The following is a 25,181-nucleotide window of genomic DNA, read 5'->3' on the forward strand; positions in this document are numbered from 1 at the left end:
GCACCCGGGCCGGCCGCAGTCCGGCGTGGTCCTCGCGCCTACAACCTGGCTTGAATCGAGCGGGCCCTACCTCCAGGAGCCACCGGCCATGCATGGAACAGGGCCGCTCATGCAGGCGGCAGCTCTGCCCTGCGCATGAAACGGCCCCTGCAATTTGTCGAGAGACCCCCGGGTCAGTTCAGGCGCCGCATCTCCTGACTGAGCTGTTCCCGCAGGCGCGCGTAGACATCCCGCGCCATCTGATCCAGGTCCACCGCCGCCGTTTGCGGGGCGCGTCGACCGACCGCCTGATCTTCGGGGGGGCGGCTGGCCGCCTTGGCCGGCGGCGCTGGGGCCGGACGGTCCGCAGCGGCAGCATGCCAGGGCACAGCGCCAGGCCCAGGAGGAGGTGACGAGGGCCGCGGGGCCGGCGCTGCGGGCAGGCGGGCCGCGCCCGGGCGTGGACCGGAGGACAGTGAGGGTTCGCCGGACCAGGTGGGGAGTGGTTCCCACGGGGCCGGCAGCCCCGGGGCGCGTCTGGGCGGCGCCGGGTCCGGCGTGTGCTCGAAGGCGGCGTGTTCGGTGGCCAGCGCGACGGCTTCCTCATCGGCCGCCTGCGGCGCTGCGTGCGTGAGGGCCGAAGGAACGAACAGCGGGTCGCGGGCGCGGCGGGCGTGCGTGAATTCATGCGCCGCGAGGGCCAGGCCCGCCGGCCGATCAAGGGGCAGGTCGTGCGGCAGGAACACCGTGTCCCCGAGGGTCAGGCCGTCCGCGCGGGCCGCGCGCAGCGCCGGGGCCACCTCGGGTCGGCGGATCACCCGGACGTCCGCGACACTGGTCCCCAGAACGTCACGCAGGGCCGCCAGTTCACCCGGCGCCAGGGGCGTGCCGTGCCCATCGCGGTGCGCTGCGTGCGCCAGCGCTGAGAGGACGCCGTCCACGCCGGGCGGAGTGCTGAGGGGTACCGCTGGCACGGCTGCCGGACTCCGCTGCACGCCGGGCCGGGGCAGCGGCATGACCGGGGTGGGCGTGCCCGGCGCAGTTCTCGGCCCCACCGGCGGCCGGTCAGCCCGCTGGGGCAGCTGGGGGAGAGTTCGTGGGGTGGCCGTGACCTCAGGGTTCTGACGCTGCAATGAGTACACAGCTGGCGTGTCCAGTTCCCTGTCCGGTGCGGCGCGGCCCGGTGTCTCTGCGAACGGCGCGACGGATTCTGCGGGTCCGGGAGTGGCTGGGTTTGTGGGCCAGAAGGCGTTCATCGCAGTTTCCTGCGCCATGTCTGGTGGTACGGCGGCCGGAACCTGGATGGGTTCAGGACGTGATGCCGTGGCGAGAGGAGGAAGGATCCCTTCAGGCGGGGTCGTGGGAGGCGCGGGAAGATACGCGTTCGGCGCGACCTGAGAGAGGCCGGGGTCTGAGGCCACCGGCGGGTCCGGCTGGTGGCTCCAGGGAGCTGCCGGGGCTGACCCGGCTGTGCGCTGGACCGAGGCGGGAACAACTGGCAGCCCTTGAACAGGCTGCACGGTGGGCAGCGGGACAGGCATGGCCGTGTGGCGCCCTACCTGAGTCCCCACGGGAGGCGTAAGGAGCGGGCTCATCGGCGGAGCATGGAGCGGCAGCCACGATTCTGTAGTGACTGGGGTAAGCGAGGGGCGCAGCAGAGCGGATGTCGGTCGTGCGACGGGCCAGGGAGCCGGGGCCTGGACGAACACAGCGGCATCTTCCGCAGGCATATCCGAGCTGGCCAGGGCCGGGCGGTGCGGCAGTGGACTGGGCGGGACTGGCCAGACTGCTGACGTGGAAGGTGCGGCTGGATGCGTTTCAGCCCAGGCTCGCCCAGTCTGTGGGGTGCTCTCTGGCGAATCCCCGTGATCTCTGAACGCTGCGCGCCGGACGGTCGGAATGAAACCCGGTCGGGCCGTCCCGATCGGCGGCTCGATTTGTTCCTGCGCGGCAACCTGATCTGACTGTGCCGGGCGCGCCGTGACCTGTTCTGGAGGTACCTGAGTCGTGCGTTCCTCCAGATCACGTCCATCAACGATCGGCCTTACCGTCTGCCCTTGTGCCTCTGGCATGGTCACGTTGACGTCCAGTCCGGCCGAGGAGGTTCGGCCCGTTTGGAGGACACGCGCACGGATGGGCTGTCCCGTTCGGTCCGTGCTGCCCGGCGCCTGGGTCAGTGCGGGCAGGGTGGCGGCCTGCTCCATTGGGGAAGGTACGGTCAGGCTGGGTTGATCATTCCTCACGACCCGGATGGGCGCGGCGGATTGAACTGGTCTTGCGATCGACGGTGCTTGAGGGGCTGGCGCAGTCGCGTCACGCTCCCAGGTGAGTGCGGACTGACTGGGTGTGGGACTGAATTGACTGGTCAGTTCCAGACTGTTGATTTCAGGCTGGACGTCAATCCCAGCTGGAGTCGGTGAGTCCAGCAGCAGGGACGGCTCCTGCTGTGACGTCGAAACAGGCGTAGCCTGACGTGCACTCGGATCAGTCAAGAAACCAGGTGGGTCGGGCAGGCGTGGCGGAACTGGGGACTGGGCAGGCACGGCCCCGGCCTGGACGTCGATCCCAGCTGGAGACGGTGAGTTCAGCAGTGGGGACGGCGCCTCCCATGATGTCGAAACAGGCGCAGCCTGACGGGCGCTAGGATCAGTCAGGAAGCCAGTTGGGTCGGGTAGGCGTGGCGGAACTGGGGAGTGGACGGGCACGGCCCTTTCCGTCCCCACGTCCTGCGGGAGGGGGTGGAGTGCCGGGACCTGCCCCATAAGCCTGGAAGGTTGTTCGGTCGAGTTTGTGTCTCTGGTGAGTGGCGCTGCCAGTTCATGGGGCAGTGCAGCGAGAGGTGAACCGTCAGGTTCAGTTGGTGCGGTCACGATCCTGGCCGCCTTCCGTGGTGTGCGGTCTGGACTGAGCTGAGGGGTGACTGCCGCTTTAACGCCCCTATCCTCTGCGCGTTTGTAGCTCTCTGGGAGCGAGGTCAGGTTGGTCAGATCAGTCGTGACCACTCGCTGATCCTCCTGGCTCCCCTGTGGCTGGTCGTGCTGGCTGGTCGGCCCGGGTGCTGCGGGAATCGCAGCTGTCACCGCATTGAGCCAGGGGTCGGCTGGCAGGTCGGTCTCTGACACGGGTGCAGTCGGTGCGGCGACGGCTGGCCCATCCGTGCCGGGAGACTTTGCCGGGTTCGTGTTGACTGATGACACTGGCTGCGCGAGCGGCGTGACTTGGCCAGGGAGTCGTGATGGCGCTGGGGACAGGCCAGGCGCGCTCTCGGTGGCGGGTGTCGGTGAAGTGGCCGGCGCCGTGCCGTCAGGTAAAGGGAGTGCAGTCTGTTGGGCCGTGCTGGGCTGTGCTGGACTGGCGAGCGCGGATTGGACCTGATCTGAATCGGGCTGCTCCTGCTCCTGCTGCGTCTGCCCGGACGGGGCCGCTGTGAGTCCTCGCTCTGGGTCCTCGTCCTGTTCAGTAGAGGGGGTGCGTGGGGTCGCCTGCGGCTCACGGCCCTGCCCGCGACTGCGGGCTTTCACGCGGGGGCCGGCGCCCGTGCCGTGCGTGGGGGCCGCCTCGGCGCGCGGGGCCGGAGCGACGGGCAGGTCGGGCGCGCCGACGTTGCGTTCCGGATGATGGTCCTGCCAGTCCTCCAGTTGCCTGAAGGGAATCACGCTGGCTTCGGTCTCCCCGGCCGCTTCCAGTTCAGCGAAGCGGTTCAGGCGGGCCAGGATGTTCTGTGAGACGTCCGCCGGGATGGGCGGCGCGGCCTTCACTTCCTCTGGCTCGGCCGCCGGGGCGGGCGCGCGCAGGGGGACAGGCCGGGGGCGGCGAGGCAGGCGGACGGTAATGTCGTTGTTGCCGCCGCGCAGCAGCACCTCCAGCTCCCGCCGCTCACGGTCCTGCTGCTCCCGGTCTGTCTGCGCTTTCGCAGGGTCTGGGTGCAGGTCCGGGAGGGGAGCGCTGGCCTGAGGGTCCGCAGTCGGCAGGTCCTGCACGACCGGACGCACCTCTGGTGCCGGGGTGGCTGACATGGGAGCCTCGTTCACCTGGGGCCGGGCCGCCACTTCTTCCGTTGGGGCGGGCGTGGTCGCTGGACGTGCCGCTTCCAGCTGGACCGGGCTGGCGGGCCGGTCTGCTGGCGTGTCGGCACGGGCCTCGCGGGCTACACTCGGGCGGGACGGTGGGGCGACCTCCAGATCAGCTTCCGAGGGTCGGGCCGTCACATCTTCACGGGGGGTGTGCGTGGGCTCTGGGCGTTCGGCTCCCTTGCCGGGCGGGCGAGCGGGCCGGTCTGCTGGCGAGTCGACATGCGCGGTGTGGGGCACGCCCGGGTTCGGCAGCGCGGCAACCTGCGGGTCAGCCTGGGGCGGTGTGAGGTCGGCGGCGCGAGGGGCTTCCTGCTGGGGTGCGGTCCGCGGGGTGACTGCTGCGCTGTCGCGGGCGGGCGTGAAGTCCGGCTCGGTGTTCAGGGCCAGGGCTTCCCTGAACGACGCGGCGCGCAGGGGCCGGGCCTCCATGACGGGCGGCGTCTGCTCCTGCACCGGCCCGGTGGGGACGGGCGCAAAGGAGGCTGGCGGTGTCTCGCTCAGCCCTGCGGCGAGGAGCGCAGCGCGGTCACCGAACGGGTCTGCCTGAAGCTCTGCGGGCGCGTAGGGCGTGGCCTCCTCCGTCCAGACGGGAGTGGGGTCCGGCGGGCTCGGCGCGAAGCGCGGTGCGGGGGCCGTCCGCTGCGGCGCGGCTGGGCTGGGGGTGGGGTCCGCGAGCGGCTCGGTCCAGTCTGGCTCCTGCGCGGGCGCCGTCCAGCCTGGCGGGAGGGTGGCCTGCGGCGCGTGGGGTAGAGCGATCAGGCGGGCCGGGACTCGCCGGACCCGCGCGGCCAGAGGGGCGGGCGGTAGAGGCTGGACCAGCGCCGGCGTCACGCCCAGCGGGACCGGGCCCCAGAAGGTGGGGAGGGGGTCCTGGCGGGTGATGGCCATGCGCGTGGCGTGTTTCAGGCGGGCGAGCCGCTCGTCGATGGAATTCACGTCGCTCCTTTCGGGGGCAGCGGGGGTCAGGGCGAGGAGGGTCGCGCCGGGCGTTACTGGCTGATCTGGAGGAAGCCCGCGTGCGCGAGTTCCAGCGTCTCGACCGCGACAGCGTCGCCGCTCCCGGCGAACTGCGGGCCGCTCCACTTGACGGGGTACGCCTGGAGCAGCTCGAACCGGGTGAGGACCGCGCCGGTCGTCTGGTAGACGGTGATGGTCACGTTGCGGACGTCCAGGTAGCCCTGCACGATGTTCAGGTGCCACTGTAGGAGCTTCTGCCCGGCGACCACGCCGCGCTTCAGGGTCAGGTTGCCCACCTTGGACCGCACCGGGAGGCGCAGCACGCGGTCGTTTACGCCACCCTCAATGAAGTCCATGGTTTCCGTCTCGATGGTCAGGCCGCTCACCTCGCTGAACGCGGCCTGTTCCAGGCCGTCGATGGCGACGTGGTAGCGGTGGTTGGAGAGCACCTGATGCGCGGCCTTCTGCGGGGTGGTGGGGACGGGCAGCCCGAAGCGGCGTGCGGCGGCCTCGGCACTCAGGTTGTGGCTGGCCTGCACGCCGCGGCTGTCGGTACGGACGCTGGCCTGCCCGGCTGGGGTGTCTGCGCGGGCCACGCCGCCGCGCACGGTGGCGCTCACGCGGGGGACGCGACTCATGATGAGCCTCCGCGGCGCTGGTGGTCGAGGCGCAGGTCTTCCAGCATCAGCGCGTACACGCGGCGGGTGAGTTCATCCAGGTCCGGAGTGCTGGGGCGGGGGGCGCGGGTGCCGACAGCCACCTGCTCCTTGCGCTGCGGAGTGGGCGCTGCCGGAGTCATGCGCCCGCCAGGTCGAGCTCAAGCACGGCGCCGCAGTGCGGGCATTCCGTCTCGACCGTGTCGGGCAGGGCTGGGGTGCCGGGCACAGGGGCAAGGGCGCCGGGCGTGAACGGGGCGGGCGCGTGGCCGCTGTTCAGGTGCGCGTACAGCTGTTGCAGGTGCGCGAAGTCAGCGGCGGGGAGTGCGGCGAGCACGTCGGGCGTGACCGGCGCGAAGGGACCCAGGCGGGTGGTGACGCGGGAGAGCAGCAGCAGGGGGTAGTAGGCTTCGTTGCGCTGCACGCGCGGATCGCCGAGGGGTTCAATCTCGTCGAGGGCGGTGGCGGGGCGCATGTGGCCCTGGCGGTGAAGGTGCCCGTCGGACGTGAGCAGTCCGACGGGCAGCATGAAGGGAAGTTCGTTCACACTCGGTCACCCTTGGCGGCAGCCTCCGGAAGGTGAAGCGCGGGGCCAGCCGACTGACTGGGAGAGGCGAAGTGGGGGCAGGCGTGGGCCGCCCCCGGTGGGGTGAGGTTCAGCCGCCGACGGGCACGCGCTTGTAGCCCTCGTGCGTGATGGTCAGTTCCTCGATGGCGACCTCATTGCTCTTGGCGTCGTAGGTGGGGCCGTTGAGTTTGCTGGGCCAGGCGCGCTCGAAGGTCCAGGCGGCGACGGGCTCGCCTTTCTGGTTGTGGAGGGTGATGGTGCCGCTGCGGCGGGCTTCGTCCATCTTGCCTTCCTCGACCTGCTGGCGCCAGCCCCACATGTCCATGTCGTTGGTGATGCCGCGCTTGAGGACGATGTCGTTGTACTTCATGGTGCCGGGTTCGCGGATCAGGACGGCGCGGCCCTTCTCGTCGGTGGCGCGGTACTCGACGACCTGGCTCTCGCTGCCCAGGCCGGTGCATTCGCGGAAGGCGCCGACAACTTTGTTGTCGAACTGGACGCTGAAGTAGGCGGCGACGAGCGGATCTCTGCGGGTGGGTGCGGTCATGGTGTACCTCCGGGGTCAGGTGAGGGGATGCGGGATGGATGGACTGGAGGGCTTACTGCCCGCCACCGGCGTGCTGGCTGAAGCGGAACACGATGAACTCGGCCGGTTTGACCGGCGCGAGGCCGATCTCAACCTGCAGGACGCCGCGGTCGCGGAGTTCGGAGGGGTTGAGTTCGGTGTCGCACTTCACGTAGAAGGCCTCGCGGGGTGTGTTGCCGAACAGCGCGCCGTCGCGCCAGACGCTGGTGAGGAAGGAGTTGATGTCGCGGCGGATGCGGAACCACAGGTTCTCATCGTTGGGTTCGAACACAGCCCACTGGGTGCCGCGCTCGATGCTCTTCTCGACGTAGTTGAACAGGCGGCGCACGGGCACGTAGCGCCACTGGGCGTTGCTGGACAGCGTCCGGGCGCCCCAGACGCGCACGCCCATGCCGGGGAACTCGCGGATGCAGTTCACGCCGATGGGGTTCAGGATGTCCTGCTCGCTCTTGGTGACCTGGATGGCCGGCCCGAGGATGCCGCGCACGATCTCGTTGGCGGGGGCCTTGTGCACGCCGCGTTCCACGTCGTTGCGGGCGTAGATGCCGGCCACGAAGCCGCTGGGCGGGACCATCATGGGGTTGCCGTCCGGACCTTCGACCTTTACCCAGGGGTAGTACATGGCGGCGTAGCTGGTGTCGAAGTTGGTGTCGACGTTGCGCCACTTCACGACCTGCTGCGGGGTGAGGTCGGGCGGGGTGTCGAGCAGCGCGATGCGGTTGGCGTTGCGCTCGCAGTGGTCGATCAGGGCGCGCTGGACGCTCTTGACGCCGTCCTCGTTGATCATGCCGGCCTGGTAGGCGCTCATCAGGTCAGGCACGGCGATCATGCTGACTTCCTCGGCGATTTCCAGGCTCTCGATGCCGCTGCGGCCGTCGACGCTGCCCACGAAGTCCTGACCACGGATCTCGCGGCCCTGCTCGATGACGTTGCTGTCGGCCTGCAGGACGTAGGCCCCGGGTTCCGGGGCGCGCTCGACGAGGGGGCCGGCGCTGCTGGTCTCCTCGATGGTGATCAGCACGCTTTCCTTGTTCACAACCTCGGCGACGCTGCGGGTGTGCTTTTTGCCCATGCTGACGTTCGGGAAGGTCTCGGTGACGTCGTTGCGGGTGACTTTCAGGGTGAACAGGCCGTCGCTGCCTTCCTCGGGGTCGGTCTTGCCGTCCTTGCCTTTGGGCGCCTCGCCGGGCTTGATGGGGTCGGCGGGCAGCACCTCGATCTGGATGTCGCTCTGGCGGCCGTCCCGCGCGGCGATGCTGAGGCTGGGCACGGCCTTGCTGGCGCGGCTGGGCAGCTGGAGGGGGCGGGCGGCTTCAACGGTGCGCTTGCTCTGGGTGGCCTGGGCGGGCACGAGGCGCACGACGTAGCAGCGGGTGCCGCCGTTGTTGAAGTAGGCGTAGACGCTCTGGGCGAGGTACGCGCCGTCCATGAAGGGGTTCTTCTCGCCGCGGGCGTCGGTGGTGCCGAAGATCTCCTTGAACTGCTGCCAGTTGGCAATGAAGACCGGGGTGTTGGCGGGGCCACTGGGGGCGAAGCCGACGAAGGCGGCGGTGGTGGTGCTGATGCCCTCGATGGGGCGTGGGCCGCTCTGGATTTCTTCGACGTAGACGCCTGGGGATAGGTATTCAGCCATGGGTTCCTCCGGTGAAGTTGCAGCGATTGACGACCCCCGCGGCTGTTGCGTGGGTGGACGTTGAGCACTGAGGTATTCACCTTTCCAGAACTGACCTGGCGTGTAAACCGCATGTGAGCAGACACGGGAGGTGATCTGTTTCTATACTGACCAGTCACTCAACTACCCGTGAGGTTGAAACCTTGAAGATTAGCCCTCCTGGACGTTATTTGCCTGTACGAATTCCCGCAACGCCCCTGCTGGTGGCATCCCCGGGGGGGGGATGTGACGTGTCTGGAATGTCTAGACAGATGGGGAGCTCATCATGATTGCCGACGTCCAGCAGGCCCTGCGGGACCTCGTGTATACCGAGGCGCAGCTTCCCCGCGACGCCCTGGACATCCGCTTCGCTGCGCCCACCAGCAGCTGGGTCAGCGGACTGACGCGCCCGACCCTCAACTTCTTCCTGCATGACCTGCGCGAGAACACCAGCCTGCGCTCCATGGACTTCACGCAGCTGCCCGTCGCGGGCGGCGTGCAGCGCCAGCTGGCGCCCAGGCGCGTGGACCTGCGCTTTCTGGTCACCGTGTTCTTCAAGTCCCAGCTGGACGAACTGGGCCGCGACGAGTGGGCGGTCCTGTGGCGCGTGCTGGCCGCCCTGCTGCGCCAGCACGACTGGGACGACGCCTACCTGCCTGACGAGGCCCGCCGCCTGGGCCTGGGCGTGCTGGGCAGCGTCACGCAGGGCGACACGCCCCAGGCGGTGTTCAGCAGCCTGGGCCTGAGTCTGCGCCCTCACCTTCAGTACACCGTGACGGTCCCCCTGGACCTGAACGTCGAAACCTTCTCGCCCTTGGTCCTCGAACGGAACCTGGTCGTGCGCGGCGACGCGCACCGCGACGCGCCGCTCGTCAGCCAGTTCCGCCGCAGCAGCTGGCAGCTGCGCGCCCCCGACGGCCGCCCCCTGGCCGACGCCCTCGTGCGCAGCGACGGCGGCGCGCGCGGCTTCACCGACGCGACCGGCACTGTGCACCTGGACGCGCCGCGCGAACAGGTGGGCACCCTGCACGTCCTGACCCTGGACGGCCAGCAGCTCCAGCTGGCCCCGGGGACCGATCAGGCCCGCCTCACCCTGGATTCCCCTGGAGGTTCCGCATGACCCGTCCCCTGACCCGCCCCGCCGCCCGCGACGTGCTGGGCACCGGCCTGGCCTTCCCGCTGGGCATCAACCCGCGCGGTCAGCTGGGCATGGTCAGCGGCGAGCGCGCCGTGGCGCAGGCCATCATGACGTTGCTCATGACCGCGCCCGGCCAGCGCGTCATGCGGCCCGAGTACGGCTGCCGCATTCACGACTTGGTGTTCGCCCCCGGCGACGCCACCACCCTGGGCCTGGCCTCCTACTACGTCGACGAGGCCCTGCGCCGCTGGGAGCCGCGCGTCACCACCGAGCGCGTGCAGGCCCGCCTGGACCCCGCCGACCCGGGACGCATCATCGTGGACCTCCGCTACCGCGTCAAAGGCACGCCGGAACCCCGCTCCCTGATCTTCCCCTTCTACCGCGCCCCCTGACCCCACCCGGAGACCCCACTGTGCCGTTACCCACCGTGAACCTCGACGACCGCCGCTTCGATGACATCCTCGAAGAGGCCCGCCGCCTCATCCCGCAGTTCTGCCCCGAATGGACCGACCACAACCCCAGCGACCCCGGCATGGCCATCCTGGAAGTGTTCGCCTGGATGACCGACCTGCTGCTGTACCGCGTGAACCAGGTGCCGGACAAGCTGCTGATCGCGTTCCTGGACCTGATCGGCGTGCAGCTGGCCCCGCCGCGCGCCGCGCAGGCCCCGGTCACGTTCTACCTGAGCGCCCCGCAGGACACGCCGCTGGCCATCGCCGCCGGGACCGAGGTCGCCACGCTGCGCACCGAGGTGAACGAGGCGACCGTGTTCTCCGCCGAGCGCAGCGGCGTGATCCGCCCGCCACAGCTGAGCGGCCTGTACACCGCCAACACCCTGGCGCAGGTGCAGGGCGAGGAACGCGGCGTCCGGCACGACCTGGCGCAGCTGGGCCTGCCCGGCTACCGCTTCCCGATCTTCCAGCCGCAGCCGCAGCCCGGCGACGCGCTCTTCGTGCAGCTCGCCGGGGACCACAGCGACCACGTCCTGGCCCTGCACTTCGGCGTGGAACTCGCCGGGGGCGCGGGCGTGAACCCCAACCACCCCCCGTACGTCTGGGAGGCGTGGCAGGGCGGCGTGAGCCGCTGGGCGCAGTGCGAGGTGGAGTACGACGGGACCGGCGCGTTCAACATGTCCGGCGAGCTGATTCTGCGCCTGCCCACCCTGCGCGAGGGCACCTTCTTCGAGCAGCGCGGCTACTGGCTGCGCTGCCGCCTGACCAACGAGCAGATGCACGCCGGGTACCGCGTCAGCCCGGACCTGGAGACGTTACGCGTGGACGCGCGCGGCATCACCGTGCCCGCCCGGCACGCCACGGTCGTCACGAACGAACTGCTCGGCCAGAGTGACGGCACGCCCGGCCAGCGCTTCACGCTGCTCAACGGGCCCGTCCTGCACCTCGACCCGGACCGCGACCTGATCGAGGTCATCACGCCCGAGGGCGACAGCGTCCTGTACACCCCGGTGGAGGACTTCAGCCTGTCCTCGCCGCTCGACCCGCACTTCACGTTCGACACCGCCACCCGCGAGGTCGCCTTCGGGCCCAGCGTGCTGCAACCCGACGGCAGCGTCTACCGGTTCGGCCTGACCCCACCGCAGGGCGCCACGATCCGCATGCGCCGCTACCAGTACGGCGGCGGCGCCATCGGGAACGTCCCGGCGCGCAGCCTCAGCGTCCTGAAAAGCAGCCTGCCGTACGTGGCCCGGGTCACCAACCACGCCCCGGCCGTGGGGGGCCGCAACGCCCAGCAGCTGGAGGACGCCGTGCAGCGCGTGCCGCAGCTGCTGCGCACCCGCACCCGCGCCGTCACCGCCGACGACTACGAACACCTCGCCGCGCAGGTGCCCGGCGTCGCCCGCGCCCGCTGCGTCACGCCCAACATGCACGCCCCCGGCCAGACCTACCCCGGCCAGATCCGCGCGCTGCACGTCCCACCCGGTCAGGTCACGGTCGCCATCCTGCCCGAGGTGCGCCTCGACGACCCCGGCGTGGACGTCGATCCACTCACGCCGGGCCGGGTGGCGCCCGAACGCCTGACCCTCAGCGCTGAACTGCGCGCCGCCGTGCAGGAGGAACTCGACCTGCGCCGCCCGGTCGGCACCACCCTGGACCTGCGCGCCCCGCAGTACGTGTGGGTCAGCGTGACCGCCACGGTCCGCGCCGCGCACGCCGCCAGCCGCCCCGCAAGAGAGGACGTCCGACGCCGCGCCCTGCACGCCCTGTACAGCTACCTCAACCCCTACACCGGCGGGCCCGACGGGCACGGCTGGCCGTTCGGGCGCACCCTGACCCTCAGCGAACTGTACGGCCTGCTGCGCGGCGTGCCGGGCCTGGAAGTCGTGGAGGACGTGCAGGTCGTCCTGACCGAACCCGGCCAGCCCGACACGCGCGAGGTCGTGACCGGCAGCCTGCCCATGCCCCCACAGGCGCTGATCGTCAGTGACGTGCACCACGTCCGGGTGGAACAGGGATGAGCGCCACCCTGCAGGTCCGCCGGGGCGGCGAGGTGCAGCGCGTGCTGCCCCTGGCCCGGGCGCTCTCGATTGGCCGCACGCCCGACAACGGCCTGCCGCTGCGCGACCCCGCCGTCGCCATCCGCCACGCGGAGATCAGCGCCGAGGGCGGCGCGCTCCTGCTCACCCACCTCTCGTCAGGCGAGCACGTCACCTTCGTGAATGGCCACCGGCTCTCACCAAACGAACCCCGGCGCCTGGAAGCTGGGGACGAAATCCAGATCGGCCCGTTCACGCTGGCCTTCCTGACCGCCGCGCCCGACACCCAGCCCGCCCCACCCCCCACCGGGCGCGTGCGCGAACAGGGCGACCTCGCCGCCCGGTCCGCCCGCCCGCCCCTGCCCACCTTTCCGCCCGAGACGCCCGCACGCGGCACCCTGGCGCTGTACACCGAGTACCTCCCGCCCTTCTTTCAGGAATCCGAATTCCTGTCCAGGTACCTGAAGATCTTCGAGGCGATCTGGGAGCCCCTCCAGCGCCGCCAGGACAGCGTGGACATGATCTTCGACCCCCGCGTGGCGCCGCCGCGCGTGCTGGCCTGGATGGCCGCGTGGCTGGGCGTCCCGCTGGACCCCCACTGGCCCGAGGCGCGCCAGCGCGCCTGGCTGCGCGAGGCCGTCACGCTATACCGCTGGCGCGGCACCCGGCACGGCCTGAGCCGCGCGCTGGAAACCGTGTACGGCCTGAGCCCCGTCCTGCGCGAGGACAGCGCCCAGCCGTACACGCTGACCGTGCGCCTGCTCGACCCGCCCGACGGGGACGACACCGCCAGCCGCGAGGCCGTCACCGCGTTCATCCACGCGCACGCGCCCGCGCACACCCGCGTGGACGTCGAGTGGATCAGCGCACCGGGCGCCCCACCCGACCCGCCCGGCCCGGCTGAACCCGCCGCCCCGCCGGCCCCTGAACCCCTCACCGCCCAGCCTCCCCAGGCCCAGACCCCCGACGCAGGACCCACCGCATGACCGATACCAAGATCTTCCACCACTACCAGCTCACGCGGCCCCTGGGCGGCGACTGGCTCGGGGCCGTGCACGTCGCCACCGACCTCGACGAAGGCCGCGAGGTCGCCCTGCGCGTCCTGGACGAGACCACCAGCGGCCAGTCGTTCCTGCTGATGCAGCTTGAACGCCTGCTGCTGCGCGTCTCCACCCTGCGGCACGCGCACCTGCTGCCCACCGGGGAACTCCAGACGCGCGCCGGACGCGCCTTCTACGCCATGGACCTCGGCCGCGCCGGCAGCGCCCGCGCCCTCCTGCAGGCGCAGGCGAAAGAGGCGCGGCCGCTGCCGATCGTCACCGCCGTGGAACTCGTCCGGCAGGCCGCCGCGGGCCTCGCGCACGCGCACGCGCACGGCCTGATGCACGGCAACCTGAAACCCGAGAACCTGATCATCCAGCCCGGCCGCGCCCTGCTGGGCCACGCCGGGTACGTCACGCAGCTCTCGGACTTCGGCCTGGCGGAACTGCGCGCCGGCAGCTACGGCACGCACGACCGCGCGGTCGTGAACGCCCTGGCGTACATGAGCCCCGAGCAGTGCCGCGGCGTGCGCAACGAACTGCGCACCGACCTGTACGCCTTGGGCCTGGTGCTGTACGAACTGCTGACCGGCCTGGTGCCCTTCGACATCCGCGACGCGGCCGAGGCGCTGGAAAAACACCAGCACGTCGCGCCCCGCCAGCCCAGCGCGCTGCGCCCCGAACTGCCCGAGGCGCTGGAAGAGGTGATCCTCACCTGCCTGGCCAAGGACCCCGAGGACCGCTACCCGGACGCCGCGGCGCTTGAAGGGGCGCTGCAACACATCCTGAATACCCTGATGCCCGGCGGTCCTGAACCCACCGTGCGCCTCAGCGCCCTGCCCTTCCTGCCCCCGCCGCCCCCGCTGGACGGCGTGACGCCCGGCACCGACACGGACCTGCTGGTGTTCAGTGAACGGCACGAACTGCTGCGCACCCTGCCCGTGACCACCCCCACCCTGACGGTGGGCCGCGCGCACGGGAACACCGTCGTGCTCGATCACGCCGGGGTGAGCCGTCACCACCTGAACGTCACGTTCCAGAACGGCCAGGCGACCGTCACCGAACTGACCGCCACGAACGGCGCCGTCATGGACGGGCTGCCACTGACGCCCATGACGCCGCTGCGCTGGCCTGAGCGCACGCCCGTGTACCTGCGCCCCTACTGGCTGGTGCTCGTCCCGCCGCGCCGCGCCCCCACCCGCTCACGGATCGTGGTCACGCCCGACGTGGAGCGCCTGACCCTCACGCCCGGCCGGCCCGCCCAGCTGCACCTGAACCTCGCCAACACCGGCGTGACCGTGGACCACTTCCGCCTGAGCCTGGACGGCATCCCGCCGGAATGGGTGCTGGACGCCCACCAGGAAGTGCAGCTGAACCCCGGCACGCAGGGCAGCGCCACGCTGACCGTGCAGGCGCCCCGCGACAGCCGCAGCCGCGCCGGCACGTACGACGTGACCGTCATCGCCCGCTCGCGCGAGAACCCCGAGGAGACCGGCACCGCGCCGCTGAGCGTCATCGTCACGCCGTTCCACGAGACGGTCGCCACGCTGCTGCCCCCCACCCGCCGCACCTGGCGGCACACCACGTACACCCTGAAGCTGGAGAACAAGGGCAACACCGACCTCGTGCTGTCCCCCAGCCTGCGCGACAACGAGGGCGAGGTGCACGTCCTGCCGCGCCTGAGTGACCTCGTGCACCTGCCGCAGGCGCCCAATGCCGCTGGGCACGTCGTGAACCCCGAGCAGCTGGCCCGCGAGGCCGCCCGGCAGGCCGCGATGGAAGCCCGCCACGCCGCCACCAGCGCCGCCCGGCGCGCCCTGATGGGCCAGGGCCGCATCCGCGTGACCGACATGCCCGCCCGCGTGACCCTGGCCGCCGGGGCGCGCAGTGAGGACGTCATCAAGGTGCGCGTGCCGCTGCGCTGGTTCGGCGCGGCCAGCCAGCACACCCTGCAGGTGAACGTCCAGCCCGTCAACGAACAGAACGAGATCGAGGACCACGTCGTGACCAGCGCCGAGGGACAGCTGCACCACCTGCCGCTGATCCCGTTGTGGCTGCTGCCCATCCTGATCGTGCTGCTGGGCGTGCTGATCTGGTGGCTGACCCGACCCCCGCAGATCACGCAGTTCGACCTGAGCGGCAGCGACACCGTCGTCGCGCCGGGCCAGCCGTTCACGCTGCGCTGGGACACCCAGAACGCCCGCAACGTCAGCATTCTGGAACTGGGCGGCACCGGGCAGCACCTGACCCGCGACGGCCAGCTGAAAGTTCCGGGCATCCAGAAGGACCAGAAGTACACCCTGGTCGCCCGCTCCCTGATCGGGCGGCGCGTGGAACGCTCGCAGGTGGTGCAGGCCCGCTTCGAGCGGCCCGTCATCGAGCAGTTCGACGTCAGCCCCGCCCGCGTGTCCGGTAACCAGCCCGTCACGGTCACGTGGCGCGTGAAGAACGCCTCGCAGGTCAGCATCAGCGAACTCGGCAAGGTGGAAGCCAGCGGCAAACGCCAGTTCGTCCCCAACAAGGACACCACCCTGATCCTCACCGCGCAGAACGGCAGCGAACGCGAGAGCGACTCGCGCGCCGTGAGCGTCCTGGGCCCCGAAGTCCGCGAGTTCAAGCTCACGCCCCCGCAGGTCAAGAAAGGGGAGAGCGCCGTGCTGTCCTGGAACGTCGCCAACGCCACCGAGGTCAGCATCGACGGCCTGGGCACCGTCCCCGCGAAGGGCAAGCGCACCGTCACGCCCCGCGACGAGACCAGCGCCACCTACGTCATCACCGCCACCGGCGCCGGCGGCCTGACCAAGAGCGCCAACATCCGCCTGGATCTCGTGACACCCAAACCCGAATTCACGACCTTCGAGGTCACCCCCAACCCGGTCAAGAGCAACGAGCAGTTCAAGATCATCTGGAAGACCAAGAACGCCAGCGTCGTGAACGTCCAGTACGGCCAGGGCGCCGAGGACAGCGCCCCGAGCGGCGAGACCATCAAGGCCGCGCCGCCCACCAGCACCAGCATCACCCTGACCGCCCGCAACGAGGCCGGAGAACAGGTGGCCGTCAGCAAGCAGCTGAACGTGACCCTGGTCGACCAGGGCGCCATCGACCGCGCCAACGCCGAGAAGGCCGCGCAGGAAGAGGAACAGGCCAACCTGAAGAAGATCACGTTCACCGCCACGCCCGAGCGCATCACCGGGCAGGGCGACGTGACCCTGAACTGGGACGCGCCCGGCTGGCAGACCGTCACCATCCTGCCCCTGACCGGACCGGTCAACGGGCGCTTCGAGGCCAACGGCACGAAGATTATCGAGAAGGTCAACACCACCCGCACGTACACGCTGGTGCTGCGCCTGCGCAACGGCAAGACCATCAACCGCGTCGCCAAGGTCATCGTCACGCCCCTGCCCGTGAAGATCAACACCTTCACCCTCAGCCCCACGCAGCTGAGCGCGCCAGGACCGGTGACCCTCAACTGGGACGTCGCCAACACCCCTAGCGTGCGCATCGCCGGACTCAAGGGGCCCCTCACCAACGGCCAGTGGCCCGCCAAGGGCAGAACCACCGTCCAGACCACCGGCACGCGCACTTTCACCCTCACCGCCGGGACTCAGGTGCAGCAGCAGACCGTCAAGGTGACCCTCCCACCCCCCACCGTGCAGGTCTTCACGGTCAACCCCACGCAGATCACCGGGAAGGGCGTCACGGTGCTGAACTGGAAAGTTCAGAACGCCACAGCCATCCGCATTGACGGCCTGCGCGGCCCCAACCGGGACGGCAGCTGGCCCGCGCAGGGGCAGACGACCGTGCCCGTGAACGCCTCGCGGACCTTCGTGCTGCGCGCCGGACCCGCCAGGGCCACGCAGGCCGTGACCGTGACCGCCGCCCCCACCCCGCAGATCACGTACTTCACCGCCACGCCCACCACCCTGACCGGCGGCGGCAGCGTGACCCTCAGCTGGGGCGCGCAGAACACGGCCGCCGTGCGGCTCAGCGGCCCGGCCGGCGCGATGGGCACCACTTGGCCCGCCAGCGGCTCCGCCCGCGTGCAGGTCACGAAAACCAGCACCTACACCGTCACGGCCGGCGGGCAGAGCCGCAAGGTGACCGTGACCGTGAAACCGGCCGTCACCCCCACCCCCCTGACCGTCACGCCCACCCCGAACCCCACGCCCAACACCGTGACCACCGACGGGCCCATCATCACGCGCTTCAACGTCAACAAACGCAGCGTGAACTCCGGCGAGAGCGTCACCTTCGACTGGTACACCGTCAATGCCAAGGTCGTGCGTATTGAAGGCATTCCCGGCGACCTGCCCCCCAAGGGCAAGATCACCATCCAGCCCAACCAGACCCAGACCTACTCCCTGACGGCCGACGACAAGCAGTACAAGACGACCATCACCGTCCGCGTCCAGGACGCCAGCGACGCCAACTACACCGACCTGAGCGGCATCTGGACGCACCCCTTCGGCGTGGTCAACTTCAACGTCACCGGGAAGACCGGCACCGGCACGTTCAGCAGCAGCCGCGCCGGAGTGCCCAGCGTGCCCATCAACCTGTACTTCAACGGCGACACCGTCACCGCCACCTCACCCAAAAACCCGGACTTCAGCTTCGTGGCGTCCCTGCGCGCCGGCCGCAAGGCCATGCTGGGCACGTACACCCTCAAAGGCGAGCAGGAACGCTGGTGCATGTACCGCCCCGGCACGCCCCGCCCCGCCGAATGCAAGTGACCCTTCCCTCACCGCACCCCCACACAGGAGGCACCCCATGAGCGACATTTCAGGCAGCGGCGGGCAGTTCATCAAAGCGCAGATCGTACCCATGGAAGGCGACCGCAAACGCACGCCCATCGAGTGCATGTTCAACCCCCGCGAGTACGCCATCAGCCGCAGCGTGAACTGGAAGACCGAAAGCAACGACAACAACGACACCGGCAACAAGGTGTACCTCGGCGGCTCCCCCGCCAAACTCACGCTGGAACTGTTCTTCGACACGTACGCCCGCCGGCAGTCCGCCGGCGTGGTCGAGGACGTCCGCAAGTACACGGCCGCCCTGTGGGCCCTGAGCGAGATGGACACCGGCGGCAGCCAGGGCGGCAAGGGCAGCATCAAGAAAGGCAAACCCACCAGCGTGCTGTTCCAGTGGGGGCAGACCTGGCACTTCCAGGCGGTCATCACCGACATCGAGCAGCAGTTCACGCTGTTCATGCCGGACGGCACCCCGGTCCGCTCGGTCATGAAAACCACCTTCGAACAGGCCGACCACGCCACCTCCTTCGAGGGCAAGAGCGGCCACTCCAGCTACCACATCAGTCAGGGCATCCGCGCCTCGGCCGCGCAGCGCGGCTTCGTGGGTGACCTGCGCCGCACGCCCTTCGGGAAGGGGCAGACGTGACCCGCGCCACCCGCGACGCACTCGAAGGTGCCGTCAGCACCCTGTACCTGAACCTCGACGGGCGCGACATGCCCCCCGAACAGTTCCGCATGATCGACGAGATCACCGTCGACAGCAGCCTGCAACTGCCGGACGTGGCGTCCATCACCCTGCGCGACCCCGAGGGTGAACTCGTGGACGACACGACCTACAAGCTGGGCGCGCGCATCAAGGTGATCGCGCAGGTCAAAGGCAACAAGGAAACGGTGTTCGACGGGGAGATCGTGGAGATCGAACCCCGCTTCACGCGCGGCACGCAGCAGCTGCGTCTGCGGGCCTTCGACCGCCTGCACCGCCTCTCCCGCGGCACGCACACGAAATCCTACCTGAACGTCAGCGACATGGACCTCGTCAAGAAGATCGCGTCGGAAGTCGGCCTGACCGCCAAGACCGGCAGCGCCAGCGTCGTGCATCCCTACGTCCTGCAGCACAACCAGTCGCACCTGTCCTTCCTGCGTGAACGCGCCGCGCGCCTCGGGTACATCCTGTACGTGGACGGCACCACCCTGCACTGCGAACCCGTGCGCGGTCAGGACCCCATCGTGCTCACCTGGGGCGACAACCTCAGCGAATTCCTGCCCCGCCTGAGCAGCCTGAACCAGACGAGCGCCAGCACCGTCCGGTCCTGGGACCCCAAGCAGAAGCGCGCCGTGACCAGCGAAAAACAGAACGGCGAAGGCAAAGCCAAGGTTCAGGAAAGCACCCGCAGCGAGCAGGTCTCACAGCAGGCCTTCAGCATGAAAGCCCCGGCGACCAGCAGCGCCCTGATCGTCCGCGACCAGGGCTACGCGGACGCCATCGCGCAGGCCCAGCGCAACCGCGTTGCTGAAGGTCTGCTCGAGGCGCGCGGACAGGCCGCCGGGTACCCCCGCCTGACCGCCGGCACGCAACTGGACATCAAGAACGTCGGGCAGCGCTTCAGCGGCTCGTACGTCGCCAGCAGCGTCCGCCACGTCTACCGCAACGGCGAGGGCTACAGCACCGAGTTCGCCGTGACCGGCAGCCACCCCGACTCCCTGGCCGGCATGATCCGCCAGGTCACCGGCGGGGCGGGCAGCGCAGGCGGCGCGGGCGGCTTCACGCCCGCGCCGGGCCTGATGATCGGCATCGTCACCAACAACGACGACCCGGACAACCAGGGCCGCGTGAAACTGAAACTTCCCGCCCTGACCGAGGACGACGAGACCGACTGGGCGCGCGTCGTGAACCTCGGCGGCGGCCCGAACCGCGGCTCGCAGCACACCCCGGAAGTCAACGACGAGGTCCTCGTCGGCTTCGAACACGGCGACATCCACCACCCCTACGTGATCGGCGGCCTGTGGAACGGCACCGACACCCCACCCCGCCCCACCGCGAAAGTCGTGAAGAACGGCAAGGTCATTCAGCGCGTCTACCGCACCCGCCTGGGCCACGAATTCATCTACGACGACCCGCAGGACCCCGACCCGCCCAAGATCACCGTGCAGAGCAGCAAGGGCCACGCCATCGAACTCAACGACGACAAGAAAAAACCCTTCGCTGAGTACCGCACCAAGGCCGGGCACCGCCTTACTCTTATGGATGATCCCAAAGCGCCCTTCGTGGTCCTGCGCGACAAGAACGGCAACGAGGTCAAACTCGACAGCAAGAGCAACACCCTCACCATCACCAGCACCGGCCGCCTGGAACTCAAGGCCACCCGCGGCATCCGCATTGACGGCGGCGGCGGGAACGTCGACGTGAAAGGCGTCATGATCAACCTCAACTGACCCCGGCCCCCCGTTCGCCCAGGAGACGTCATGACCCAGTCCTCCACCCTCACCCCCGCCGGTCGCCTGCTCCACCACCTCGAAGATGGAGCCCAGCGCCTCACCGGACAACTCCTCACCGGACTCGGCCTTCAGACCCCCACACCGGCACCCGCTGCGCCCACCACCCCCAAAACCGGGCAGGACTGGGAGCGCGACTTCACCGTCACCAGCGGCGTGCTGACCATGAACCTCCACCTGCGCCGAAGCAAAGGCGGCGGCCTGAACGGCCACTACACCGTTCAGAACAAAGGAAAACCGCTCAGCCAGCGCTGGCCCGTCACCGGGCAACTCCAGCGGGACGACACGTTCAGCCTGCACGGCACCCAGAACGGCGCCACGTTCACCGGCAGCCTGCGCGGCGGCATTCCGCAGGTCAGCGAATTCCATAACCGCTCGTTCCAGTTGCAGAACCTCAGATTCCGCCGTCTTCCCTCCGCGGCGGTCGTGCAGGCCGCCGGTGCAGGCGCGACCACCGCACCCTCCACCACCTCGGCGGGAGCCGCGGGCGCCAAGCCGGCCAGCAGCCCCCTGCCCAACCTGCCCGCCTTCCGGGAACCCGGTTTCCTCCCCAGATTGCGGCAGGTCGCCGCGTCAATCAACACCACGCCCGAGATCGTGCTGGGGTTCCTGACCCTGGAAAGCACCCTCGACCCCACCAGCAACAAGAACAACACCCGGCAGTACAAGGGCCTCGGGCAGATCGGTGACGCGGCCAGAGTAGACATCAACCGATTCATCAAGTCGCGTGGATTGGCGCTTAAAACGCTTCAGACCACCTCAGAACTGACGGGTTTGACCGCGACACAGCAGCTGGATTACATCGAGATTCACCTCAAGATTCATATGAGGCAGGTGGATGTCGAGAACAAGGTGGCCGGGAAGACCAGTTCACTGGAGCAGGTGTACATGGCACATCTGGGTGGCAGCGCCCGGTACGCGCAGCAGGACGTGTGGGTGACGTCCGACAGTGCCGCCTACCACCAGAACCCGATGGACGCTGATCAGGACGGACAGAACACGCCCGCTGAGGCTGCCGACACGGTGCGGGGCAAGTTCACGGCAACTTTCCGGGCCAATCTGGATGAACGGAGCCGTCACCTGCGGCCGACCAAGCGGAAATTTGACGGAACCGTGCAGCTGTTCTACGTGTTCGACCCCAAGTACGACAACGGATACCCACTGTTCTCGCTGGGCGACGCCGCTCCGTCAGTCACGCCGACGCCCGCGGTTGCAGGTGGAGCGTCGGGGGCGCCTGAGCCTGAACCGGCGAACGCCCCCGACGCGTTGGATCACCTGATGAAATTCACGAGCGAAACGCCGGAGTACACGGTTGCGCAGGTGCGCATCGCCCGGCAGGTCATCCAGATACAGCCTGCCTCGGCGCGCGCGGAACTGTACCTGCTGCTTCAGGAGAAGACGCCGCATCACTCGCAGCGCAACAACCTGAGCCTGGGTCGTGCGGTTGATGGAGATAAGCCGGGCGGCAGGATCGGGAATGTCATGTGCAACCTGACGAGCGCGGCGATGGTTCTTGAACAGCTGGGCATCGAGAATCCGGACCCCGAGCACTTCCCGCAGTTCGAGGACTACCTCGAAGATCTGCGCCGGAAGTTCGTGGATGCCAAATACCAGGAGCTGATCAAAGCTGGCCTGTCAGCCAAGATGGCGAGAAAAGGGTCATACGACCGCTTCCACCGAACGACCCAAGAAGGCTGGGGAAAAGTACTTGATTTGATGGGGACGCAGCACACCAATGTGCAAACTTCGCCAGATCGGGCCTACTGGGAAACGAAGATCAAGCCGCATCTTGCTGCGGGTGAAGCTGTGATGATGAGTATCTATGGGCATATCGTCAGACTTCAAGGAATGGATGAGGAAGGTCTGATTGTAGACGATCCATACGGAAGGTCAAAATTGCTTAAGACTGATAACCTTAAACCGGAGGACCGCTTCGGCATGTATAAACACCAAGCGAACGTAAGCGGCAACAATACAGTCTGGAGCTGGAAGAGCGTGGCGGAGCATCCAATGCTGTGGCTGGCAGTGGTGAAGAAAAAATGACCAGCAAACATCAATTCTTCAAAAGAAATGCCGCGCTCATCCTCTGTGGCATGGCAGCACATGTAGCGTCGTGCGCAAAGGCGTCCGAAAGACAAGCAAACCTCATCGGGCGAAATTTAGTGGTTGCCAAGCAGACCCCTGAAGGTCCTGTGCGCCGCATGCCCTCCATCGAAAATAGCCCTTTCTGTACATCGTACCAGTGCGTTATCAGTGAACCCGTTGAAGGAAAGGACGGCGACTCCATCTGGGTTGTGCTTCCGTTGACCACCCGCGCAGGCGACGCCCTTGCACAAAGGTACAAAGGGTCTTTTTTCCCCGAACTGACGGTACACATCGAGAAGAATCTAATCCTCTTTGCCAATCTGGCTGTTGACACTCGGGTGCGTTCGCCCATGCCGGCGGCGACGCTGAATCTGCTGGGGAATTTCACGCGACTGGTGCTGGGCGCGCCGGTCAGCGCGCAGAAGCTCTCGGGCTGTTACCGTTCGCTGGTCACGGAGGCCACGTGCGTCGTGGGTCGGGGCTCGGTGCGGGTGGGCGGGCAGGTTCGGGCCTACGTGGCGGCCTTCCGCACTGTGGATGACGGCGCGGGGTACTCCGTGGTGAATTACTCGATAGGCCTGGAGGACTGATGGGAGAGGTGGTGCATGCGGTAGACGTACCCCGCGCGCAGGCGCTTCAGGCGCTGTGTGATCAGTTGAGCGCGCAGGTGCTGGACGTGGCGCTGAACGAGCAGGCGGAGCCGGACGTGCGGTACGTGGTGGCGCTGCCGGACCTGACGGGCACGCGGCTGGCGGACGTGCAGGCGCGACTGGACCTGACGGAGTTCGAGACGGGCGTGCTGGCGCTGGCGCTGGCGACTGAGCTGTTCCCGGAGCGGATGCTCGCGGCGTGCGCGGCGGCGCTGCAGATGGACAGTCTGTACGCGGCGTTCCTGACGCCGTCCCTGACGCGACGCTGGCTGCTGGGCGATGACTGGGCCGAGGGCGCGGCGTTCAGTGCCGAGCGGCCACTGGTGGCGTGTGGCCTGATCGAGTTTGGCGCGAGTGCGAACGCCAGTGTGCTGGAGGCCCTGACGCCCCTGCGGCTGGGGGCGGGGCTGCTGTCGGACCTGCGGGGCCTGCCGGGTGTACCGCCGGACCTGCGGGGCGTGCTGCGTGACCTGCCGCCCGGCGGCCTGCTGAGTGACTCGCAGGAGGCGCAGCGGGAGGGCCTGGGGAAGCACCTGAGCCGGGCAGGTGATGAGCGCGCTGCGCTGCTGTTCGGCACGAACGTGGCTGGCATGCAGGCGGTCGCGGCGCATCTGCTGGGCGCCAGCGCGAGCCTGCTGGACCTGCCGCTGCTGGCTGCCCGGCCCGCCGAGGAGCAGGAGGGTCTGCTGCGCGCCCTGCGGCGCGACACCCGCCTGCGGGGCACGCGCGTGGCGGTGGACGCGGCCACGCCCCTCTCGGACGCGTTGCCCCCCGAGGGGCTGGTGGACCGCGTGCTGGACGCCGCTGCTGGACCGGTGGTGATCCTGGCGGCTGATCCGCTGCCGCTTGATTCGCCGCGCGCGGTGGTGAGTGCCGAGGTGGGTGCGCCCACGCCCGCCGAGCAGCGGGAACGCTGGGCGCAGGCGCTGGGTGTGAATGCGGATCAGCCGCTGCTGCGGCAGCTGGGGGACCAGTTTCACCTGAACCTGGACCGGATTGACGCGTTGGCCCGCGACGCCCGCGCGGCCCTGCCGGGCAACGCGAGTCACGCGGCGCGCCTGGAGCGCGCCTGGGAGGCAGCGCGCGGCGCGAACCGCCGCCTGATGGGCAGCCTCGCGCAGCGCATCGAGACCCGCGCGGGCTGGGCGGACCTGATCCTCCCGGACGCGGAGCGCCTGGCGCTGGAACAGATTGCCGCGCACGTCCGGCACCGCTCGGTGGTGTTCGAGGACCTTGGGCTGGCCCGCCCGGGGCGGGGCCGCTCGATCACGGCGCTGTTCAGCGGGCCCAGCGGGACCGGGAAGACCCTGAGTGCCGAGGTCCTGGCGCGGGAACTGAATCTGGACCTGTACCGGGTGGACCTGAGCAGCACGGTCAGCAAGTACATCGGTGAGACCGAGAAGAACCTGAAGAAGATCTTCGACGCGGCGGATCAGGGTGGGTGCGTGCTGCTGTTCGACGAGGCGGACAGCGTGTTCGGCAAGCGCGGCGAGGTGCGCGACAGCAATGACCGCTACGCGAACACGCAGGTGAACTACCTGCTGCAACGCCTGGAGACCTTCAACGGGCTGGCGCTGCTGACCACGAACCTGGAAAGCAGTATGGACGTGGCGTTCATGCGCCGCCTGCAGTTCGTGATCAACTTCCGCGCGCCTCAGGCGGCGGAACGTGAGCGGCTGTGGCGGGGCGCGTTCCCGGCGGCCCTGGACACCAGCGAGCTGGATTTCGGGCGGCTGGCGCAGGCGGACGTGGCGGGCGGGAATATCCGCTCGGTGGCGCTGAACGCGGTCTTTCTGAGCGTCTCTCGCCGGCAGCCGCTCACGCAGGTGCTGGTGGAGGAGGCGCTGCACCTGGAGTTCCGGAAGCTGGGGCGCCTGGTCCTGACCTGAGTGCGGGACGGGGCGGCCGCGACAGGTGGGCTGAGGATGTCGTACTCTGGGGTGTTCGCCAGCGCGCGGCCCTGTGGCCCCGCGCGGCAGCGCTCTGGGCCGCGCACGGACCGGCCCGCCACGCGGTCCCCCATCCAGGGTGTCATCGTGTGGCCGGTGATCAGACTGTCCACCCCG

At 69.1% G+C, this 25,181-nt stretch carries 16 protein-coding genes; 10 read left to right on the top strand and 6 right to left on the bottom strand.

Annotation, left to right across the window (positions count from 1 at the left end):
* Positions 1-173: 173 nt before the first annotated feature.
* The 6 genes from IEY63_RS08800 to IEY63_RS08825 all read right to left on the bottom strand — a co-directional run bounded on the left by IEY63_RS08800 (position 174) and on the right by IEY63_RS08825 (position 8,452).
* The gene (locus tag IEY63_RS08800; RefSeq protein ID WP_189068634.1) at positions 174-995 is read right to left on the bottom strand and encodes an eCIS core domain-containing protein; all 822 of its coding nucleotides are present in this window, start codon (positions 993-995) and stop codon (positions 174-176) included.
* A gap of 4,046 nt (positions 996-5,041) precedes the next feature.
* Entirely contained in the window at positions 5,042-5,647 is a 606-nt protein-coding gene (locus tag IEY63_RS08805) for a phage tail protein (RefSeq protein WP_229784593.1), read from the bottom strand.
* Positions 5,644-5,808, bottom strand: coding sequence for a hypothetical protein (locus IEY63_RS08810; protein WP_189068635.1), 165 nt, complete (start codon positions 5,806-5,808; stop codon positions 5,644-5,646). Before IEY63_RS08810 ends, IEY63_RS08805 begins: the two co-directional genes overlap by 4 nt.
* A complete protein-coding gene (locus IEY63_RS08815; RefSeq protein WP_189068636.1) occupies positions 5,805-6,212 on the bottom strand; it encodes a hypothetical protein in 408 nt (135 codons plus the stop codon). The genes IEY63_RS08810 and IEY63_RS08815 overlap by 4 nt, the downstream gene beginning before the upstream one ends.
* Positions 6,213-6,321: 109 nt before the next feature.
* A complete protein-coding gene (locus IEY63_RS08820) occupies positions 6,322-6,780 on the bottom strand; it encodes a phage tail protein (protein WP_189068637.1) in 459 nt (152 codons plus the stop codon).
* A 52-nt stretch (positions 6,781-6,832) separates the two neighbouring features.
* Positions 6,833-8,452, bottom strand: a complete 1,620-nt coding sequence (locus tag IEY63_RS08825; RefSeq protein WP_189068638.1) for a phage tail sheath family protein — start codon at positions 8,450-8,452, stop codon at positions 6,833-6,835.
* Between the two features lie 304 nt (positions 8,453-8,756).
* On the opposite strand from IEY63_RS08825, the gene IEY63_RS08830 reads away from it, so the two are divergent.
* The 10 genes from IEY63_RS08830 (at position 8,757) to IEY63_RS08875 (ending at position 25,004) form a co-directional block, all read left to right on the top strand.
* Positions 8,757-9,590 carry a Pvc16 family protein gene (locus IEY63_RS08830; RefSeq protein ID WP_189068639.1) on the top strand — a complete coding sequence of 278 codons (834 nt, stop codon included), beginning with the start codon at positions 8,757-8,759 and terminating at the stop codon, positions 9,588-9,590.
* Positions 9,587-10,000, top strand: coding sequence for a GPW/gp25 family protein (locus tag IEY63_RS08835; protein ID WP_189068640.1), 414 nt, complete (start codon positions 9,587-9,589; stop codon positions 9,998-10,000). Before IEY63_RS08830 ends, IEY63_RS08835 begins: the two co-directional genes overlap by 4 nt.
* A gap of 20 nt (positions 10,001-10,020) precedes the next feature.
* Positions 10,021-12,081, top strand: coding sequence for a putative baseplate assembly protein (locus tag IEY63_RS08840; protein WP_189068641.1), 2,061 nt, complete (start codon positions 10,021-10,023; stop codon positions 12,079-12,081).
* Positions 12,078-13,085, top strand: a complete 1,008-nt coding sequence (locus tag IEY63_RS08845) for a phage tail protein (protein WP_189068642.1) — start codon at positions 12,078-12,080, stop codon at positions 13,083-13,085. The genes IEY63_RS08840 and IEY63_RS08845 overlap by 4 nt, the downstream gene beginning before the upstream one ends.
* Positions 13,082-17,869, top strand: coding sequence for a serine/threonine protein kinase (locus IEY63_RS08850; protein ID WP_189068643.1), 4,788 nt, complete (start codon positions 13,082-13,084; stop codon positions 17,867-17,869). Before IEY63_RS08845 ends, IEY63_RS08850 begins: the two co-directional genes overlap by 4 nt.
* A gap of 37 nt (positions 17,870-17,906) precedes the next feature.
* Positions 17,907-18,533 (top strand): CIS tube protein, encoded by a 627-nt coding sequence (locus tag IEY63_RS08855; RefSeq protein ID WP_189068644.1) that lies wholly within the window; start codon positions 17,907-17,909, stop codon positions 18,531-18,533.
* Positions 18,530-20,320 (top strand): VgrG-related protein, encoded by a 1,791-nt coding sequence (locus IEY63_RS08860; RefSeq protein WP_189068645.1) that lies wholly within the window; start codon positions 18,530-18,532, stop codon positions 20,318-20,320. Before IEY63_RS08855 ends, IEY63_RS08860 begins: the two co-directional genes overlap by 4 nt.
* Positions 20,321-20,350: 30 nt before the next feature.
* Positions 20,351-22,423 carry a C39 family peptidase gene (locus IEY63_RS08865; RefSeq protein WP_189068646.1) on the top strand — a complete coding sequence of 691 codons (2,073 nt, stop codon included), beginning with the start codon at positions 20,351-20,353 and terminating at the stop codon, positions 22,421-22,423.
* Between the two features lie 392 nt (positions 22,424-22,815).
* Entirely contained in the window at positions 22,816-23,055 is a 240-nt protein-coding gene (locus IEY63_RS08870) for a hypothetical protein (protein ID WP_189068647.1), read from the top strand.
* Positions 23,055-25,004 (top strand): ATP-binding protein, encoded by a 1,950-nt coding sequence (locus IEY63_RS08875; RefSeq protein WP_229784594.1) that lies wholly within the window; start codon positions 23,055-23,057, stop codon positions 25,002-25,004. The genes IEY63_RS08870 and IEY63_RS08875 overlap by 1 nt, the downstream gene beginning before the upstream one ends.
* Positions 25,005-25,181 lie beyond the last annotated feature (177 nt).

The organism is Deinococcus radiotolerans, assembly GCF_014647435.1.
GTDB lineage: Bacteria > Deinococcota > Deinococci > Deinococcales > Deinococcaceae > Deinococcus > Deinococcus radiotolerans.